Below are 18,457 nucleotides of genomic sequence, written 5' to 3' on the forward strand. Positions count from 1 at the left end.
AGCGGGGGAAAATGGCTGCAATAACAGTGGAGAATGCGACAGGAATCGGGAAAGGGACGGATATGCTTCTTGAATTGGATCATGTCTCGAAGATTTACGGTGATCTGCATGCCGTGGACGATCTCAGTCTTTCGGTCGCGCAGGGGGAGTGGCTGGCCATAGTGGGCTCCTCGGGTTCGGGGAAAACCACGTTGATGAACATCATCGGTTGCCTGGATACTCCGAGCTCCGGTTCGGTGACGCTCGAAGACCGGGCGTTGAATGATCTGAATGCAGGGCAGTTGGCTGATGTCCGCAAGAATGTCATCGGGCTGGTCTTCCAGAAGTTCTATCTGGTACCCCACCTGACAGCGGTCGAGAATGTGATGGTGGCGCAGTACTACCATTCGGTGGTCGACGAGGGGCAGGCGATGGAAGCCCTGCGCAAAGTGGGGCTTGAAGAGCGCGCGCACCATCTGCCTGGGCAGCTTTCCGGCGGTGAGCAGCAGCGCGTCTGCATCGCACGGGCCTTGATCAACTGTCCCAAATTGATACTCGCCGATGAACCGACAGGCAACTTGGACGGGGCGAACGAGAAAATCGTGCTCGATCTCTTCCGGCAGCTCCATGAACAGGGGACCACGATCATCGTGGTCACGCACGATGCCTTGGTGGCCTCCTGTGCGCAACGCGAAATCATGCTGAACCACGGTGTGTTGGTTGCGGAACGTTGGAATGACGAGGAAGCCAGAAAAGCCTCCGAAGCGCGTGGTGGCACCACGGCGGTGGTACGGCCGGAGGGCGCGTCGGATGATGCTGCCGCCGATCAGGGCAATGAGGGAGGCGGCGTCTTCGTGGATCCCACAAAGGCCGCCAAAACCGGTGGGACCACACGGTGACACCCAGTGGGCCTGCGGCCGGCAGCATCGATGAGCGCCGAACGACCGAGGACAACGAAGAAGTGGCGCTGAGGAGCAGAAGGAGGAGATCATGGCCAGACTGAATGGCCGATCACAGAGGGCGGCATCCATGGCGGCCCTGGGATTGGTTGCGGCAAGTGCCTTGCTGGCGGGGTGTGGCGAGCCTTCGGCCGTGCCGATGGATGACGAGTACGCCGGCAGTGGCGATGAATCATCGAGCGCCGCCTCGAGCGGTGCTTCGGATAGCTCTTCGTCCGCAGCATCCGGAAGTGAAGCTTCCTCAAGCAAGACGGATAGTGGCAGATACAAGGACGGCACCTACGCTGTCAAAGGTGAGTATGGTCCGGTTGGCGAAGACACGATAGACGTCAGTGTGACCGTGTCTTCGGGCCTGGTAAGCGATGTGCAGGTGGTGGGGCACCCCTTCACCACCATTTCCAAGAAGCATCAGGATGCCTTCATCAAAGCGATTCCCGGTGTGGTGAAAGGCAAGGCGCTCAAAACCCTGAAGGTCGATAAGGTCGCCGGCGCAAGTTGGACTTCGGAAGCCTTCAACAAGGCCTTGGAAGTCGCGCGCGAACAGGCCTCGGAGTAGTGGAGGCGGGTATATCAACGAAGCTGGAAGTGTGTGGATGGGCATGTGGTCCGCCGCTTGGGCGGCTGTCCCTGTGCCCGTACACACACTTCCAGCCTGGCTGCGGACGGCCCACAGGGCCATCCGCCTGACGTTTCGTCTATCTGCTCCACCACGGGCGGAGGGGATAAGTGGATGTGCCGGTCTCCGGATCGGGCTTGATGCAGAGGAACTGGTGAATCTGGATCGTGTTCAACTCGAAGTTGAAGCGTGACCCCGCCATATACATCCCCCACAGCCTTGCCTTCGGCTCACCGACCAGCTTGACGGCCTCATCCCAGTGCTCCTGAAGGTTCTCGTTCCAGTGCCTGAGCGTGATCGCATAGTGCTGCCTGAGGTTCTCCTGGTTGATGACCTCGAAGCCTGCGTTGTTGATGGTGACTTCGATCTCACCGGGGCTCGCCAATTCGCCGTCGGGGAAGATGTAGCGATCGATGAATCCGCCCGCCCGCTTGCCTTGATAGCTGTTGCAGCGGGTGATCTGATGGTTGAGCAGCATCCCGCCGGGACGCAGCTTGTCGAGCATCTCCTTGAAGTAGGCGGGGTAATGCTTGTATCCCACGTGCTCCATCATGCCCAGTGAGCAGATGCCGTCGAATCCCGCCTCGGGGACGTCACGGTAATCCATCAGTCTCACCTCGGCGAGGTCCTGCAGGCCTTCTCGCTCGATCCAGGCCGTGCCCCAGTCGACCTGCTCCTGCGAGAGCGTGACGCCGATGACGTGGATGCCGCGCTTTGCGGCCGTGACTTCCATCGAGCCCCAGCCGCAGCCGATATCCAGCAGGGAGTCGCCCTTGTTGAGATTGAGTTTGTCGAGCACCATATTGAGCTTGTGCTCCTGTGCCTCTTCGAGGGAGGCATCGGCCTTCGGGAAGCATGCGCAGGTGTAGGTCATGGATGGCCCGAGGAACATCGCATAGAAATCGTTGCTTTGGTCGTAATGGTAGCTGACGGTGGCGGCGTCACCCTTCTTGGTGTGCGGCAGCACGCCTTCAGCCACGCGCTGGGCCAAAGAGGGCAGTTCGATTTCCGGTGGCTTGGGAACGTGGATGCCGTGCGAGAGGATGCTGGCGCTCAGCTTTGCCAGATCGCTCTTCTTTGGCTTCCTTGCATAGGCCTTCAACTCCATCAGCTGTCTGAAGACGCTGTATGGATTGCCCGGCTCCAACTCCGGTGATGCGATATCGCCTTGCAGATATGCACGTGCCAGCCCGAGATCATTCGGACATTCGGCGATGTAATACACCGCGCGTGAGTTGCGCACCTCAAGATGCAGCGGAGCATCGTTGCTGCCGAAGCTTGATCCGTCAAAAGCGCTGACATGCAGCGGAGCATCGTGATTGAAAAAGACGCCCACCATGTCTGCCACGCTCATCGTTGTTATAGCCATGAATATTGTTGCCCCCTTCTGAAACCACGTGGCCTGAAGCCCATAGGGTCTCAATTTTTCCATATACCACCCTACTCCGATTGAGGATTTACGGCATCGGTGGAAGCGGGAATTCTTTACACTTGTAACTCTGTTGGGTGTGTTGTGGTCGTGGAGAGCGCCATGCATACCCGGTGTCAGCAGCGCCGGTCTTCTGAAGCCGGGCGGTGGAGTCACGGCTGTGTGGATACGATATATGTCAGGGCAACGCATAGGAGGATGGTGTGTTGAAAGGCGATGCGGCTGACGGTGCCATGCGGGACGCTGGTGGTCATGATGGGAATCTGCAAATCGGTGGTGCGGGGATGAGCGGACCGGAGCTTCAACTGTGGGTGTCGGATACCTTGAAGCGACTGTCGCATTCAAGCTTTCGCGCGAGCTTCTCCCTCAGCGCGCATGATCGGGATTACGCCAGAAGCAAGGGGAAAGAGACCATCAATCGTCATGCCCACGAGTTATTGCGCGGCAGAATAGGTGATGCGATGCCGGTCAAGGACGGGAAACAAACCCCTTACAGGGGGCATCCCGTGTTTACCGCACAGCACGCCACGGCGGTCTGCTGCCGGTCGTGCATCCAGAAATGGCATCATCTGCCCAAAGGCCAGGAGCTCAGCGACGAAGAGATCGATATGCTGTCCGCATTGGTGATGGCTTGGATCGAACGCGATTTGGCGGCCCATCCCCTCCGATGAGTGTCGAAAAGGGGATGGGCCGCCAAAGGGGTAATGCCTTCGCGATCGGTCATCTGCCTGAGTGCGAAGGCGCGAATCCAGAGCCATCCAGCTGTTGGCGGATGCCGGCACATGCCGCTCCGTGCGGCAATCGGCCGGTCCGACCTATGCCGTTCAGCGCTGCAGGGCGAAGCCGGCCGTCCAGGAGATCTTTTCGGCTGCGGCGAGTGTGAGTTGCAGGAAGCCAATCGATTCGAGTTCCCGTGCACGTTTCAGCGCACCGGCATCGAGAGCGGAGAGCTCTGCGGACTCGACCAGGCTGATCACGGACTGTTTGGCCTGGTCGTCGTCTCCTGCGACCAGAACCGTGGTCCGGTCCCCGCCGACCGTGCCCGAAGCCAGGGTTGCGGCGAAGTTGGTGTTGAAGGCCTTCAGCACCTTGGCGTCAGGGAGTTTTTCCGCCAGCTGCTGGGCGGCCGAGGAATCCGATGGTGTGACCAGGGAATCGAAGGTCGAGAAATCCAAGGGGTTGGTGATGTCGACCACTGTTTTCCCTGCAAGTTGCGATCCATACTGCTCCACGATCGCGTCAAGAGCGGGGTAGGGGACGGCGAGAATGACGATCTCACCGTTGATGGCCGTCCCCGCAGGGGTCTGCGAATCGATGGCCTGAACCGTCGCGCCCGCCTTCTCAGCGATTCCACTGAGCGCTGAACCCATATTGCCTTTGCCGAAAACCGTCACTGTGGTCATGTCTGCTCCTTGTATTCCTTATGTGCTGTTCTTATTGGCTGGTTTGCAAGGTTTTGGGCTCCTGTTTCATATTCACAAGCGCATCCGCTTCCCTGCTCGCCGAAGCTAACATTATGTTAGCACTAACAAATAGTTAGTAAAATGTGGCGTGTCGCATTAGGATGGTGCACATGATCTGTGGAAGCACCAGCAAGAAGCATGAGGAAGAGCAGGACGACAAGACCGCAAAGTCAACGGTCTCGACGCTCTCCGTGGCGGAGCCCGCCCCCGCCCTTTCCCCGATTCAGGATGAAGTCGACGCAGCCGTCACCGTTGCAGCCGATGGCGGGCCCGATGACCTGTCGATGCGGTACAACGTGTTTTCGAATCGTTGTGTGTCAAGAAGACTGCTCACCGATGTATCGAGGAGATGGAGCATCCTGATTCTCTCGGCTCTGCGTGCCGGACCCCAACGTTTTGGCGAGCTCAACGAAACGATACAGGGCATGAGCGAACGCATGCTATCCATCACCCTGAAGACCTTGCTGAAGGACCAACTGGTCATCCGAGTCGGAACAAGCGCATGCTCAACCTATGAGTTGACCGCTCCCGGACGTCTGATCGCCGCCAAAGCGGATGAACTCTTCCAGGCCTTGTATGGTGCGCTCGAATATATGGATCCGGAGCAGGTGCTGGCCGCGGAGAGCGAGAAGGTATAGAGGATTGAGGATCCTTCCATGATGAAGGGGCCCCGAGCTGATTGTTGGTCAAGCTCGGGGCCCCTTCGTGCACGGTGTCCGTGGTGTGGAAAGGCCTGTATGCGCCACGGATGTTGGGAATCGGACCTACATCTCCTGATGTGAGCGCGGGTCGAAATCTCCACGGCTGCCGTCGGGGCTGTCCATCGCGGCGAATGCGGCGCGATCCTCGTCGTCGAAGGCGAAGCCCATCACGTCGAGGTTCTCCAGTTGGCGTGACGGGGTGGCGGACTTGGGAATCGGGATGTCGCCATATTCCACATGCCAACGCAGCACGACCTGCGTGGGGGTCACCCCGTGTTTGTCCGCAACGGCGACGATGGCCGGATCCTTCACCGTCTCACCGCCGCGGCGCAATGGGCTCCAGGCCTCGGTGATGATGCCATGCTCATCGTCGTAGGCCTTGAGCTCGCGTTGCTGCCAGTAAGGGTGAAGCTGAATCTGGTTCACCGCGGGGGTCACATTCGTCGCCTTGACCAGGCGGTCGATGTGTTCGGGAAGGAAGTTGCTGACGCCGACATGCCTGAGCAGGCCGCGTTCCTTGAGTTCCAGCAGTGTCTCCCATGCTTCCACGTACTGGTCCTCAAGCGGATTCGGCCAGTGGATCAGATAGAGGTCGATATAGTCGAGATCCATGCGAAGCAGACTCTCCTCGACGGTTTCCACGGCCTGATCGTGATTGTGGTAGCGTCCGGGGAGCTTCGAGGTGATGATGATGTCCTCGCGCGCCACACCGCTGTTCTTCACGGCTGCGCCCACCGTGCCCTCGTTGTCGTAGTTGACGGCGCTGTCGAGCAGCCGGTATCCGTTGTCAAGCGCGGACTCGATGGCCTTCGAGCCTTCGAAGCCCCGCAGTTTGTACGTGCCGAATCCGATTGCAGGAAGTATCAGCCCGTCATTCGCCTTGCGATCGGGCAAAGCCTGGGTTTCGGATGATGTCATGATTCCCTCGTTTCTCTGGTGGAGCGTGCGTCGCATGATGTGGATCGACGCGTTGGGGAAAGGGTGCATCCTGATGCACATATGCCTTGTGGATGCGCAAGTCGTCGATGCGGCCCTCAACGTCTCCCATTGTAATTCGGAAGTGCCCCGTGAACCTGCGTGTTCATGCAGGGCTTCGCGTTTGGGCTTTCGCCGGAATCCGAAGCGCTTCGGGATCTAGTGGGCCGTGATGGCCGACTCGGATGGCTTGTTCATCGTGGAATGTCTTGCGCCATAGAGGAAGTACACCGCCAGTCCGAGGACGAACCAGACCGCGAAACGCACCCATGTCTGCCAGTTCAGGCCCGCGATCAGCACGCCGCAGAAGACGATCGCGATAAGAGGAGTGAACGGCACCCCCGGGGTTTTGAAGCCGCGTTGCATCTCGGGATGTTTGTGTCTCATCCAGATGATGCCGGCGGCGACGATGATGAATGCCGAAAGCGTGCCGATATTGACCAGCTCGAATAATACGTTGATGTTGATGAAGCCGCCCGCTATGGCCGTCAGTATGCCGAAGAACCATGTCCCTTTGACGGGTGTGCGGTATTTCGGATGGATCTCTCCGAAGAACTTCGGGAACAGGCCGTCCCTGCTCATCGAATAGCAGATGCGTGATTGGCCGTAGAGCTGGACGAGCATCACCGTGGTCATGCCGATGAGAGCCCCGAAATCGACGATGAGGGCAAGCCAGTTCATACCCGTTTTGACTATGACACCAGCGACCGGGGCGTCGATGAATGCCGAGAATTCCGGATATTTGACCACACCGGTCATGATCAGCGTCATCACGATGTACAGCACCGTTGAAACGGCCAATGACAGCAGAATGCCTCGTGGCAGGGTCTTTCTCGGTTCGATCGTCTCCTCGGCGCTTGAGGAGACCGCATCAAAGCCGATGAAGGAGAAGAACACGATTGAGGCGGCCGGTATGATGCCCATCGGCACGGTGCTGTTCTGTTTGAACGAGTACCATCCATAGGGCGAGAAGGGCTGCCAGTTCGAGGGTTTCACATACCAGACCACGCATACGATGAAGAGCACGATGACGGCGAGTTTGACGCCCACCATGATGTCGTTGGCCCGACGGGTCTGATTGATGCCCACCGAAAGCAGCCAGGTGATCAGCAACACCACGACGAAACCGGGAAGATTGAAATACGTGGTGACGCCGGGTGTGGTTCCATAGGCCGCGGTCAGCTGCACGGGCAGATCGATGCCGAAGCCTTGGAGCAGTTTGGTGAAGTATCCCGACCATCCAGCCGAGACCGTTGCGGCTTGCAAAGCATATTCGAGTATCAGGTCCCAGCCGATCACGAAGGCTACAAGCTCTCCGAAGGCGATATAGGAATAGGTGTAAGCCGATCCGGAAACCGGTGCCATCGAGGCGAATTCCGCGTAGCACAGTCCGGCGAAACCGCAGCAGACCGCCGCAAGGACGAAGGAAACCGAAAGCGCGGGGCCCGCAGTCAGGGCGCCTTTTCCGGTGAGAACGAAAATCCCGGTGCCGATGATGGCGCCGATTCCCAACAGAGTCAGGTCAAGGGTGCGCATACTTCTGCGCAGTGGCGTTGATTGCTCCACAAGTTCCTTGACGCTTTTTTTACGGAAATACTCCACTGCAATCCCCCGATTGATGTATCCGACTGTGTGGCCAGGCATATGCTGCTGCGAGACCGTCGGTATTCTAGCTGAACGCGGGTGATGACAGTGGTCCGGGTATTCACCAGTGAGACAGACGCCGTATGCCTGGAGGTCTTGGAAGTTCGGGAGTACATGGATGAAGACCCTCCAAGGGACTCAAATCGAGACGGTTGGAGGGTCTTCATGCACGGTGTCCGATGTCTACGGCTCCGCCGGTGCGTGCCCTTCGCGGGTCGCGGTGCGTACCTGGGTGGATGCCACTATGCGGCGAAGGCCGCAGGGTTCTTGTCGAAGCTTTCGGCGCAGTGGGTGCTGCAGAAGTAGTACTGCTTGCCGTCGAAGGTGCGGGTCACGGCTGCGCTGGAAGGGGTGACGGTCATGCCGCAGACCGGGTCCTTGACCGCCGAGCCGTTCTCGGTCTCATGCTGTTCGGTGTGCTCATGACGATGGAATAGTGACATGGTGTTTCCTTCCGTTGATGGTTGTTGTGAACCTTTGCTGTGCCGGGCATCTGCTTGCTGTCTGGGATGGAATCTTCTCAGACGGTTGGCGTTGATCACGACGGATAGCGAGGAGAAGGCCATCGCCGCACCGGCGATCATGGGGTTGAGCAGTATGCCGAACAGCGCATACAGCGCCCCTGCCGCAACGGGGATGCCCAGACCGTTGTATCCGAAGGCGAACCACAGATTCTCCTTGATATTACGCATGGTGGATCTCGACAGTGCTATTGCCGTCACCGCGCTGGAGAGTTTGCCCGACATCAGGGTGATGTCGCTGGACTCGATCGCCACATCCGTACCGGTTCCGATGGCGAAGCCGACATCCGCCTGTGCCAGGGCGGGTGCGTCGTTGATGCCGTCTCCGACCATGCCGACGAGTTTGCCCTGGGATTGCAGGCCTCTGATCGCGGCGGCCTTGTCGCTTGGGGAGACCTGTGCGATGACATGCGATATTCCGACCTGGCTTGCGATGGCGCGGGCTGTCACATCATTGTCCCCGGTGGCCATCTGCACATCGATGCCTTGGGATTGCAGTGCCGCTATGGCCTCTTGCGAATCCGCCTTCACGGTATCGGCAACGGCCAGTGCGGCGACGAAGGAGCCATCCACGGATGCGAATACCGGCGTCTTGCCCTCTGTGGAGAGCCTCGCGATGGCATCCGCGATTTCCGGGGATTCGAGGGACTGTGGCAGGGACTTCACGCCGTGCTGTTCAAGCAATGCCTGCTTGCCCACCAGCACTTCGTGCCCGTTGACGCTCGCCGAAATGCCTTCGCCGGTTATCGCAGTGAAATGCTCGGCCTCCACGAGCGAGAGGCCCCGCTCGGTGGCGGCGTCGACGATCGCCCGGGCCAGAGGGTGCTCGGAGGGATCTTCGGCTGCGGCTATCAGAGCGAAGGTGCTTTCATCCAGGTGTGCGGGAATCGTATCGCTGAGCTTTGGTTTGCCTTCGGTCACGGTTCCTGTCTTGTCGAGAATCAGCACATCGAGTTTATGGGCGTTCTCCAAAACCTGTGCGGAGCGGATCAGCACACCGGACTGGGCTCCTTTGCCGGTGGCGATGGTCACCGAAAGAGGGGTCGCGATGCCGAGTGCGCACGGGCAGGCGATGACGAGCACGGAGACCGCGGCAACGAGCCCGTGCAAGGCCTGGGGTGCCGGTCCGAGGAACCACCAGCCCACAAAGGTCCATATCGCGATGATGATCACGATCGGTACGAAGTATTTGGCGATGGTATCCGCCAGCCGTTGGACGGGGGCTTTGGAGGATTGGGCCTTACGCACCAGATTGATGATGTGGGCCAGAACCGTGTCCTTGCCGATGTTGGTGGCCCTGTAGCGCAGTGTGCCCGACCCGTTCACCGTCGCTCCGATGATCTGGTCGCCGCTCTGCTTGGAGACCGGCATCGATTCGCCGGTGATCATCGCCTCGTCGGCACTGGACTCGCCGGAGATAACCACGCCGTCAACCGGGAATTTCTCGCCGGGCCGTATCGCCACGACGTCACCGACGGCGACCTGGTCCACCGGGATCTCCTCGATCCGGTCGTTTTCGCGGATGACGCGTGCGGTGCGTGGGTTCAGGTCGATCAGTGATCGTATGGCCTCTCCTGTGCCCGCGCGCGCTTTGGCTTCAAGCAGCTGCCCGAGAACCATCAGTGTGATGATCGTGCCGACGGCTTCGTAGTAAGGTTCGCGCGACCCTGCAGGGAGCATCTGCGGAGCGAAGGTGGTCACCAGGCTGAATGCGAAGGCTGCGGTGGTGCCAAGGGTGACCAGGGAGTTCATTTCGGCGGAACGGTGGATGAGTGCAAGCCATCCGGTGCGATGCACAGGCCATCCCGAGTAGAACATGACCGGGAGTATGAGCAGCAGCTGCACCCAGGGGTTCATCAGGAACATCGGAATCCAATGCCCGAGAATCGGGTGGAACATGGCGGCCACGAAGACGGGCAGGGTGCATACGATACCCACGATCAGCCTGCGCCACAGGCTGGTGATCTCGGCCTTTCTGCTCTCGTCCTCGTGCTGTTGCTCGTTCAGGGCATCGCCTGCCTCCTCCCTTGCGCTGGTGGGGGTCTCGCCGGCGTGAGAAGGGGAAGTGCCGGTTGCCGCATCGGTGGTGCCGCTCTCGGTGGTGTCAACATCCGCGCTGCCGGATGCATCCTGATCCGGAAGTGGGTCCGTGACGGTGAGCGTTCCGTGGAGCATGTTCATGCCGCAGGCGAAAGGATATTCGCCTGCTTTCAGCACGCCGAGATCGAGGGTGCTATGGGCGAAAGCGGGCAGGCTTTTGTCGATGCCGAGTTCGGAAAACACGATATGGGACGAGCATTCTCCATCCTCCTGGCGATCCAGCTCCAATCTGACGGGTATGCCCGAAACGACTTCCACCGAGGATGGGGAATAACCGCCCTTGACGGTGATGTGCACCGTTTGCAGGCCGTCATTGATCTGTGCGCGAGCCGCCTTCCTGGGTGCGAGCAGCAGCCAGGCGACCAGTACCGTCAGCAGCGCTGCACCAAGAACGATAATGATGTCGCTCCACATGTCTTTCTCCCTTCCCATGCACGACGGGCGGCGGGTGGATGCCCGGCCCGTCCGTTGTATGAGTAATACCATATACCCCTATAGGGTATAATCCAAAGCAGAGTCAGCCATACGCCAAAAGGGCGCGGAACATCCAGGGGAGGCCCGATATGTCTATACGTGATACATCTCAGCAGGGTATGCCCGTATCGGGCGACACGGTACGTCGTCAATCGGCATCGGATGAATCGGCATCGGCCGAACCGCCACAATCCGGGCGTGCTGTTCCATCGGGGGAGCACCGGCATGAGGCTGCGGCGGCTCCCTCCTCACCGGCACCGGGCCACGGCTATGTGGCCGACAAACAGAAGGTCGCCGCGAGACTGAAGCGAATCGAGGGCCAGGTCCGTGCGATTACGCGGATGATCGAGGACGATGCCTATTGCATCGATGTGCTCACCCAGATCTCCGCCAGCGACAAGGCCTTGAAATCAGTGGCGCTGCTGCTGCTCGACGATCATCTGAACCATTGCGTGCGCACCGCCGTGACCCAGGGGGGTGTGGTCGCCGATGACAAGCTCCGCGAAGCGGAGGATGCCATCGCGCGCCTGGTGCGTTCCTAGATCCGGGGCAGTGGAACGATCGCAGTTGGCGAACCCACCACTATCTCTTTGTCCAAGGTCGCCTCGCCGTTGCCTGCAAGCCTGAAAATACTGAGTTTCCCGCTTGTCTGGTTCGCCACGACAAGGGCATTGCCCACAGCTATGATGTGCCGGGGTCTGCCTCCTCCGCTGCTGATGCCGTGACCGGGTCGGCCCTCCTGGGAGGGCTCCGGCTCGGACAGCTCCGAACCATCCCAGCGCAAGGATATGATGCGATCCGAACCTCGCAGACCCACATAGCAGAACCCTTCGCTGCGGTATGTGGCATCCCCGGTACTCGCCGTTGCGTGCAGCACGTCATCGCTGACGAATGCGAGTGAGGCCGCCTGGTCGTCCGCATCCGCCCCCAGGTCGACGCGTTGGATGATACGCAGCCCGGAGGGGTCTGCGTTGTCAGACGCAAGGATATCCACGGTCGAACTCCATTCGCCGACGACGGCGACCCTCCATCCGGCATCGTCCGGCGTCGATGAGGGCAGCAGGTGCAGATCCCTCGGGCCGGTGCCGGGAGGGCATATCAGCGATGCCACGCGCTCAAGTCGGCCATCCGACCAGCGATGCACATGGATCCTGTCGGCTCCCAAATCCGTGGTGATGATGCGCCCATCGGGAAGGGGCAGCACCCAGTGGGCATGCGGGCCGGCCTGAGCCGGTAGCGGCCCATGTCCTTCGCTGCGCAGCACCTGTGCCGAAGCCCCTATATGTCCGCTCGCATCCAAAGGGTGCACGCAGACATTGCCGTCGTCATAGCAGGCGACGATCAGATGGGAGCGTCCTTCCGTGTCCTGTGCGATGGCCAGATGGGTGGGTGTGTGGCCGTCGACGTGCACGCGTGAGAGCGGCTCGAGTGTCACGCCGTCCTCGTCCCTGTTCACTCTGAGTGAAACGATCTCATTGCTGAATTCGAGGGGGGCGAATACCACTGAATTCTCGAACAGCAACCAAGTCGGTGATGGCAGTTTCGCGAGGAGTCCCCGATGCTCCACCGAGATGTCTGATCCCGTGCCGCCGGCATCGTGACCTTCAACTGCGTCCCCGCCCGTATGGGCGTCGTTCCTGCCTTCGTCACCCTTGTCGGGGAAAACGGCCTGAACCCAGTCGATGCCAAGGCAATCGCCGCCCCCTTGCTCGCCGAATCCACCGATCAGCATATCCACTGTTGTCTGCATCTGTTGGCACCCCTTTGCGCGGCCGATTCTCGTCATTGCTCCGATGTCTTTGCCTTCTTGCTCAGGTGCATTCTATTACCTGCATACGAACAAAGTCGGTGCCGTCGGGAAGGTGGATTCTCGGTGCCGGAAGGCATGGGAATTCCTCCGCCGGTAGCGGGTTTCCAAGGGGCGCAGCACGCGTGAACATGGCCGATGGAGGCTTCCTGAGCTAGAATGGATTGGCTTTGTGGCGCGACGTTCGGTACGGGATACCGTTCGAGGGAGAGTCCCGCGTCACCTCTTTAAGGGTTGGCCGCCTCGTTGCGCCTCTTCAGGATGGGAGTCCTGAACGACTGGTGTCGCTTCGATGCACGGCCGCCTGTGGTGCCGACCGCACAATGGGAAATACCGGATATGGGCGAAGCGTGTGCTTCACGCCCACGGTATTGGCCGGCGGTGCACCGGAACAGCGCATGGGCGCATGCTTGGCCGTGAGCAGCCTGACAGGTCATGTCGAGCTGACACGTTGGGGCATGACGAAGCTGAAAAGGAAACAATGCATTCTCAAATGATGTCTGAACATAGCGAAGACGCCTCATCGAAGCAGCAGGGCGAATCGGGGAGGGCGTTGGGGAAACGTCCGCGTGGCAACAAGAAAAGGCGGCTGATGTGGCTGCGGAGGCTACGCAAGGAGGACGTCGTCGTCGTTGAGCAGGAATCGGTCCGTCAGGCGGTGCTCGGCACGGCGGTCGGTAACTTCATGGAATGGTTTGATTTCGGCATCTACGGATATCTGACCATAGTCATGACCACTGTCTTCACCAAAGGTATGCCTCAATCGGTGGGTGTGCTGGTGATGCTGCTCGGCTTTGCCGTCAGCTTCCTGGCGCGCCCTCTGGGTGGTTTCATACTCGGTCCGCTGGGCGATCGTGTGGGACGGCAGAAGGTCCTGTTCCTGACGATGACCGTTATGGCGGTTTCCACGGCCTTGATCGGAGTGCTGCCGACGGTCGCGCAGATTGGCCTGTGGGCACCGATTCCGCTGTATCTGCTGAAGATGGTGCAGGGATTCTCGACCGGCGGCGAATACGCGGGGGCCGCGACCTATGTTTCCGAGTTCTCCCCTGACAAACGACGTGGCTATTACAGCGCATGGTTGGATATGGGTTCATATCTGGGCTTCGCGACCGGAGCCGGCGTCGTCGCAATCTGCAGCGTGCTCACGCAGCAGGCCTGGGGCCCCGACGCGATGGCCAACGGGGGATGGCGCATACCATATTTCATGGCGGTGCCGCTGGGCATCGTGGCGATCTATTTCCGTACGCGGATACCGGAAACACCTCATTTTGAGGATGAGGATGCCGACAGTGATGTGCAGACGAAGAAAGCCAGGCGGCGCGGTCACTGGAAATTCGCGGTCGTCGATCCGGAGGGCCGGGACTCGCGACTCTTCGGTCACCACAGCCTGTTGACCCTTATCCATAACTTCCGGCGCGAGATCATTCTCGGCATCATGCTGGTCGCGGCAACCAATACGCTGTCCTATGTGCTGACCAGCTATATGCCGACCTATCTTGAAAAGGAAATCGGCGCCAGTCAGGTGACGGCGGCCGCATCAACCATTCCCGTGCTGATTCTTGTCGCTGTGCTGTTGCCCTTCATCGGCAGGCTGTCGGATCGGATCGGACGCCGACCGGTGTATGCGATCGCGGTGGTATCGACCATCATCCTGGTGCTTCCGGCTTTCTGGCTGCTTCATATGGGTGAATCATGGACCCTGCATCTTGCCCTGGTGATGCTTGCCGTTCCCGCGGCCTTCTACATCGCGGTGAGCGTTGCGGCGATTCCCGCGCTGTTCCCGACGGCCTCGCGTTTCAGCGGCATGGCTGTGACCTACAACATCGGCGTCTCCTTATTCGGTGGGACGACGCCGCTCATCGTGCAGGCTCTGCTGGAGCTCACCGGCAACCGTTATGTGCCGGCCTTCTACGTCATGCTCTTCTCGGCCTTGGGCGGCATCGCCGTACTGCTGATTCCCGAGTCTGCGGGCAAGCACCTGATCGGTTCGATGCCCGCCGTGGCGACGCACGCCGAAGCCTCGAAGCTAGTGGCCACACAGGACGAGAATCCTGATATCGATCTGCACACGATGCCGGTCCAGGCGGTCACGGCGGAGTGGAAAGGCACGCTTCCCAAGGAGTAGCCAGGTGGATCCGCCGGTCCGGTGCGATCGTTTGACCTAGTGCCGAACGGTGATCTTCGTATCATGGACGCGGCATGTCGAAACATGTTTTGGGGATGCAGGCATGAACGCCTTTGACGATGTCCACGGCCTCAGAGATGTTGAAATCAACGCATGCACTGGCCAGGGCATAGGCATGGGTGTCGTCCATCCCATGCATATGCGTCAGTGCGAGGACCGCCTCCGACACGCAATTGCGCAGGGCCTCGTCCAGTGTGAGGGCCCTTCCCGTCGTCACCAGGTACTCGGGTGTTTCGACCAGAGGTCCGCGCAATGCCCCATAGCGCTCGACGAAGTTGCGTCTCGGTATGACGGTCAGCCTCAAATCAGCACGCAGCGACGCCTCAAGTGCCGTAAGGGAAACCTCGCCGTTTCCCTGTGCGAAGTGTGGGTCCCCTGTATAGAAGCCGGCGCCGTCGACCTGTATGGGCAGATACAGGCTGCTGCCCTCCACCAGGAGGTTGATGTCGATATTGCCGCCGAAGTCCCCGGGCGGAACGGTGTTGAGATGTTCGTCCGTCGCGGGTGTGACCCCCATGATTCCCAGGAAAGGATGCAAGGGGAAGCTCAGGCTGCCGCCTTCCTCGGGAGGTGAGGAGAGACGGTACTTTCCCCGATCGCCGTTTCGCTCGCGATAACGAGCGATCGCGTCCGGACCGGCTTTGTCGATGACGCCCCACATCCTCCCCTCATGGAGGATCTGTTTGGCGAAGATGCTGATCGTGCCGTGCTCGCGTGGGAAGGTGTCGGTAAGCACACCTTTGCCGTGACGGTTCGAGATGATGCCATACGGCACCCTTGGAAGAAGTCTGAGCACATCGATTTTCAGATAGTCGCCGGCGCGCGCCCCGGCCACATCTATTCTCCGGTTCACGATGTGCGGGCCGACCCCTTTGGGGTGGGTGAGTTGTGAGACCAGGTCCACGGCGTCGTCGAGGACCTGCTCAGGCGGCACTCCCTGTGCCCCGAAAAACGCTATCGGATCACCGCCCTGGTCTTCGAGCACTCCTTCATGGCTGAGTGTGTCGATGCTGATGGTCGAAGCTGAATCCACGACGGCCAGCGGTGGATCGTTCTGACTCGGCAGCACACCCCAGAACACGGATTCGGGATCGGACTGGATATGGATGACGGATGGTGGGCTCTGCAATGCGTTTGCATGCATGATGATGTCTTCTTTCTATGACCAGAGGCTTTCGCAGGAGCATGGTCGGTCGAATCATCGAGGAAGGCGCCCGGGAGGTGGATCAGATGCCGTGCTCGGCGGGGAACTCACTGACCAGGGCGATCTGCCGGAGGTGATCCTCCATCGCCCGCTGGGCGCCTTGGACATCCCTGGCCTGGAGCATGTCGAATATGTGCCGATGCCCCTCAAGTGAGGTCTCGCGCCTGGCCACGGTCGCGTGTGACGACAGCCGCACCTCTTTGGTGGCGTCATTCGCGAATGCGAGCAGGGCCGCGATCAACGCGTTGCCTGTGCTTCTGGCAATGGCCAGATGGAAGGACATGTCGATGCTCAGCGACTCCTTCGCCTGCATGTGGGTGCTTGATTTCTCGATGATGTTGCTCATGGTGATCAGGTCCGCGCCGGTGGCCCTCTGCGCGGCAAGAGCCGCGATCCCCGGCTCGATAAGAGCTCGCAGCTCGGCGACGTTGTCCAGTTCGTGTTGTGATGTACTCAGTGCCGCGCTCATCATCAGCACGGTTCCTTCCGGGCCGAGAACCGTGGTTCCGGCACCCCACTTCGTTTTCACCAGACGTCGCTGCTCAAGCAGATCGAGTGCGCCGCGAACCGTGTTGCGTGAGACACCGAACTCGGCCGCGAGATCGCGTTCCGCCGGCAGATGCTCTCCCGCCCTGTATGCGTTGGAAAGTATCTGCTTTTCGAGCAGCGCTGCAATCTCTGAGGTCTTCCCACGTCCCGATTGTAGGAACACTGTCTTCTGGCGGTTTGCGCTTGAGCCAGTCACGATTGGACCTCCCGTTGTTCAATTCCTCCATGATAGGGAGATAGCCTGATTTTTACAGTACTTTTGTCAGAAACTCCTTTGTCCTTGTCTCTTGAGGACGATCGAGCACATCCTCGGTCGGGCCTTGCTCGATGATCCGGCCATCGGCCATGACGACGATGCGGTCGGCCACTTTTCTCGCGAATTCGATTTCATGGGTGACGATCATCATGGTGGTGTCACCTTTGCCTGCGAGCTTCTGCATGACTGTGAGCACCTCCTTGGTCATCTCCGGATCGAGTGCGCTTGTCGGCTCATCGAACAGCATCAGTGCCGGGTGCATCGCGAGCGCGCGGGCGATTGCGACGCGCTGCTGCTGTCCGCCGGACAAACCGTTGGGATGCGCGTCCTTCCTGTCGGATAGGCCGACCAGCGCAAGCAGCTCGCCGGCTTCCCGCACCGCCTGTTCCTTGGGTACCTTGAGAATGCGCACGGGGGTGTGCCACACATTCTCCAGCGCCGTCATATGCGGGAAGAGATTGAAATGCTGGAACACGAAGCCGATATTCCTTCTCTGCTCCGCCAGGTGTTTGCCTGAATCCGGTGTGTAGGCCCCTGATTTCGTCTTCTTGTAGCCCATCAGATGCCCGTCGACGAAGATCTCTCCGGAATCATAGGAATTGAGCAGGTTGATCGTTCGCAGGAAGGAGGTCTTTCCGGCTCCTGACGGCCCGAGCAGCACCACCACCTCGCCTTTGTGCACATCCAGGGAGACCTCATGCAGTATCTGATTTCCCTGGAATGAGAGGCTGACGTCCTTCGCGCTGACGACAGTGTCCGAATCCGGTACCTCAATGTGTGTTCTCAATGGATGCTCCATTCTTGCCGGCCGCGGCCGATGGCTTGATGTTGCGCATCAATGCGATGTACTGGGCCTGAATTCTTGAGGACAATGATGGGGTGGGAATCCCCAGCCTTCTGTTGAACAATGCTTCGAGCTGGTTCTGTGCGAACGTCCAGATCGTGGTGAGCAACAGATAGTAGATGCCGGTGACGATGAATATCTCGAAGGTTCTGAAAGTCGCCGAGCTGATGGACTGCGTGATGAGGAAGATCTCGCTGACGCCGATGATGCTGAGCAGGGAGGTGTTCTTCATCAGCTGGTTGAACTGGTTCCCCAGGGGTGGAATCATCGAACGCACCGCCTGTGGCAGAATGATCCAACGCATGGCCGAGGTCTTGGTCATCCCCATGGCGAGTGACGCTTCCATCTGCCCGTCGGGCAGCGCGGAAACCGATGATCTGATGATCTCTGAGATGTATGCGGCCTGATTCAGCGTCAGACCCACGAGGGCCGCTTGGATCGAGCCTGCGATGGTGACATGCAGCACGGTGGCATCCTGGAATTTATATATGCCGGCTGCCGCAAGACCAAGGTAGATGATCACGAGGATGACCAGAATCGGAATGCCTCGCATGACCCATACATAGACCGCCGAGATGCAACGGAGTATGGCGTTTCGGGAAAGCCTCATCAGCGCGAGTACCAGACCCAGCACCAGACCGAGAAACATCGAGACCAGGGAGATCACCACGGTCAAGAGCAATCCGTTCAGATAGGCGGTGCTTGGGTGAAAGAGGCTGTCCCAGAAAAATGCCCAGTCGAAATTCAT

16 protein-coding genes are annotated in these 18,457 nt (G+C 59.6%); 6 read left to right on the top strand and 10 right to left on the bottom strand.

Going from position 1 to position 18,457, the window contains the following annotated elements; genetic code table 11:
- Window positions 1-62: 62 nt before the first annotated feature.
- Together BPSY_RS03600 and BPSY_RS03605 are read left to right on the top strand one after the other, a co-directional pair.
- Window positions 63-878, top strand: a complete 816-nt coding sequence (locus tag BPSY_RS03600; RefSeq protein ID WP_033497214.1) for an ABC transporter ATP-binding protein — start codon at window positions 63-65, stop codon at window positions 876-878.
- 91 nt (window positions 879-969) lie between these two features.
- Window positions 970-1,494 (top strand): FMN-binding protein, encoded by a 525-nt coding sequence (locus BPSY_RS03605; protein WP_033497212.1) that lies wholly within the window; start codon window positions 970-972, stop codon window positions 1,492-1,494.
- 139 nt (window positions 1,495-1,633) lie between these two features.
- Here the strand turns inward: BPSY_RS03605 and BPSY_RS03610 are convergent, their stop codons facing one another.
- Window positions 1,634-2,923 (bottom strand): class I SAM-dependent methyltransferase, encoded by a 1,290-nt coding sequence (locus BPSY_RS03610; RefSeq protein ID WP_033497210.1) that lies wholly within the window; start codon window positions 2,921-2,923, stop codon window positions 1,634-1,636.
- A gap of 344 nt (window positions 2,924-3,267) precedes the next feature.
- Between BPSY_RS03610 and BPSY_RS03615 the strand changes: the two genes are divergently transcribed.
- The gene (locus BPSY_RS03615; protein WP_033497305.1) at window positions 3,268-3,654 is read left to right on the top strand and encodes a DUF4186 domain-containing protein; all 387 of its coding nucleotides are present in this window, start codon (window positions 3,268-3,270) and stop codon (window positions 3,652-3,654) included.
- 153 nt (window positions 3,655-3,807) lie between these two features.
- Here the strand turns inward: BPSY_RS03615 and BPSY_RS03620 are convergent, their stop codons facing one another.
- Entirely contained in the window at window positions 3,808-4,386 is a 579-nt protein-coding gene (locus BPSY_RS03620; protein WP_033497208.1) for an NADPH-dependent F420 reductase, read from the bottom strand.
- A gap of 170 nt (window positions 4,387-4,556) precedes the next feature.
- Here BPSY_RS03620 and BPSY_RS03625 point away from each other — a divergent pair, with 170 nt between their 5' ends.
- Window positions 4,557-5,084: a winged helix-turn-helix transcriptional regulator gene (locus BPSY_RS03625; protein ID WP_051921626.1), complete on the top strand. Its 528-nt coding sequence runs from the start codon at window positions 4,557-4,559 to the stop codon at window positions 5,082-5,084.
- A 126-nt stretch (window positions 5,085-5,210) separates the two neighbouring features.
- Here BPSY_RS03625 and BPSY_RS03630 read toward each other — a convergent pair whose 3' ends face one another.
- The 3 genes from BPSY_RS03630 to BPSY_RS03640 form a co-directional block, all read right to left on the bottom strand.
- Window positions 5,211-6,065, bottom strand: a complete 855-nt coding sequence (locus BPSY_RS03630) for an aldo/keto reductase (RefSeq protein ID WP_100841121.1) — start codon at window positions 6,063-6,065, stop codon at window positions 5,211-5,213.
- Between the two features lie 216 nt (window positions 6,066-6,281).
- On the bottom strand, window positions 6,282-7,724 hold the full coding sequence (locus tag BPSY_RS03635) for an amino acid permease (RefSeq protein WP_033497299.1): 1,443 nt from the start codon (window positions 7,722-7,724) through the stop codon (window positions 6,282-6,284).
- A 284-nt stretch (window positions 7,725-8,008) separates the two neighbouring features.
- Entirely contained in the window at window positions 8,009-10,801 is a 2,793-nt protein-coding gene (locus tag BPSY_RS03640) for a heavy metal translocating P-type ATPase (RefSeq protein ID WP_100841075.1), read from the bottom strand.
- Window positions 10,802-11,133: 332 nt separating this feature from the next.
- Between BPSY_RS03640 and BPSY_RS11910 the strand changes: the two genes are divergently transcribed.
- Window positions 11,134-11,403: a metal-sensitive transcriptional regulator gene (locus tag BPSY_RS11910; RefSeq protein WP_033497297.1), complete on the top strand. Its 270-nt coding sequence runs from the start codon at window positions 11,134-11,136 to the stop codon at window positions 11,401-11,403.
- On the opposite strand, the gene BPSY_RS03650 is transcribed toward BPSY_RS11910, so the two are convergent.
- Window positions 11,400-12,611 (bottom strand): lactonase family protein, encoded by a 1,212-nt coding sequence (locus BPSY_RS03650; RefSeq protein WP_051921628.1) that lies wholly within the window; start codon window positions 12,609-12,611, stop codon window positions 11,400-11,402. The genes BPSY_RS11910 and BPSY_RS03650 overlap by 4 nt on opposite strands.
- A 538-nt stretch (window positions 12,612-13,149) precedes the next feature.
- Here BPSY_RS03650 and BPSY_RS03655 point away from each other — a divergent pair.
- Window positions 13,150-14,796 carry an MFS transporter gene (locus BPSY_RS03655; RefSeq protein ID WP_202961770.1) on the top strand — a complete coding sequence of 549 codons (1,647 nt, stop codon included), beginning with the start codon at window positions 13,150-13,152 and terminating at the stop codon, window positions 14,794-14,796.
- A gap of 61 nt (window positions 14,797-14,857) precedes the next feature.
- On the opposite strand, the gene BPSY_RS03660 is transcribed toward BPSY_RS03655, so the two are convergent.
- The 4 genes from BPSY_RS03660 to BPSY_RS03675 all read right to left on the bottom strand — a co-directional run bounded on the left by BPSY_RS03660 (window position 14,858) and on the right by BPSY_RS03675 (window position 18,457).
- A complete protein-coding gene (locus tag BPSY_RS03660) occupies window positions 14,858-16,000 on the bottom strand; it encodes an acetamidase/formamidase family protein (protein WP_051921630.1) in 1,143 nt (380 codons plus the stop codon).
- An 82-nt stretch (window positions 16,001-16,082) separates the two neighbouring features.
- Window positions 16,083-16,805 carry a FadR/GntR family transcriptional regulator gene (locus BPSY_RS03665; protein WP_081884215.1) on the bottom strand — a complete coding sequence of 241 codons (723 nt, stop codon included), beginning with the start codon at window positions 16,803-16,805 and terminating at the stop codon, window positions 16,083-16,085.
- A gap of 52 nt (window positions 16,806-16,857) precedes the next feature.
- The gene (locus tag BPSY_RS03670; protein WP_051921632.1) at window positions 16,858-17,664 is read right to left on the bottom strand and encodes an amino acid ABC transporter ATP-binding protein; all 807 of its coding nucleotides are present in this window, start codon (window positions 17,662-17,664) and stop codon (window positions 16,858-16,860) included.
- Window positions 17,636-18,457: an amino acid ABC transporter permease gene (locus BPSY_RS03675; RefSeq protein WP_081884216.1), complete on the bottom strand. Its 822-nt coding sequence runs from the start codon at window positions 18,455-18,457 to the stop codon at window positions 17,636-17,638. Before BPSY_RS03675 ends, BPSY_RS03670 begins: the two co-directional genes overlap by 29 nt.

The sequence above is a fragment of the Bifidobacterium psychraerophilum genome, assembly GCF_000741705.1.
GTDB lineage: Bacteria > Actinomycetota > Actinomycetes > Actinomycetales > Bifidobacteriaceae > Bombiscardovia > Bombiscardovia psychraerophila.

Coding starts and splice junctions, on each gene's coding strand:
- BPSY_RS03675 (WP_081884216.1), bottom strand. CDS start 18,457: ATGAATTTCGACTGGGCATTTTTCTGGGACAGCCTCTTTCACCCAAGC.
- BPSY_RS03655 (WP_202961770.1), top strand. CDS start 13,150: ATGCATTCTCAAATGATGTCTGAACATAGCGAAGACGCCTCATCGAAG.
- BPSY_RS03600 (WP_033497214.1), top strand. CDS start 63: ATGCTTCTTGAATTGGATCATGTCTCGAAGATTTACGGTGATCTGCAT.
- BPSY_RS03615 (WP_033497305.1), top strand. CDS start 3,268: ATGAGCGGACCGGAGCTTCAACTGTGGGTGTCGGATACCTTGAAGCGA.
- BPSY_RS03660 (WP_051921630.1), bottom strand. CDS start 16,000: ATGCATGCAAACGCATTGCAGAGCCCACCATCCGTCATCCATATCCAG.
- BPSY_RS03610 (WP_033497210.1), bottom strand. CDS start 2,923: ATGGCTATAACAACGATGAGCGTGGCAGACATGGTGGGCGTCTTTTTC.
- BPSY_RS03620 (WP_033497208.1), bottom strand. CDS start 4,386: ATGACCACAGTGACGGTTTTCGGCAAAGGCAATATGGGTTCAGCGCTC.
- BPSY_RS03630 (WP_100841121.1), bottom strand. CDS start 6,065: ATGACATCATCCGAAACCCAGGCTTTGCCCGATCGCAAGGCGAATGAC.
- BPSY_RS03625 (WP_051921626.1), top strand. CDS start 4,557: ATGATCTGTGGAAGCACCAGCAAGAAGCATGAGGAAGAGCAGGACGAC.
- BPSY_RS03670 (WP_051921632.1), bottom strand. CDS start 17,664: ATGGAGCATCCATTGAGAACACACATTGAGGTACCGGATTCGGACACT.
- BPSY_RS03650 (WP_051921628.1), bottom strand. CDS start 12,611: ATGCAGACAACAGTGGATATGCTGATCGGTGGATTCGGCGAGCAAGGG.
- BPSY_RS03640 (WP_100841075.1), bottom strand. CDS start 10,801: ATGTGGAGCGACATCATTATCGTTCTTGGTGCAGCGCTGCTGACGGTA.
- BPSY_RS03605 (WP_033497212.1), top strand. CDS start 970: ATGGCCAGACTGAATGGCCGATCACAGAGGGCGGCATCCATGGCGGCC.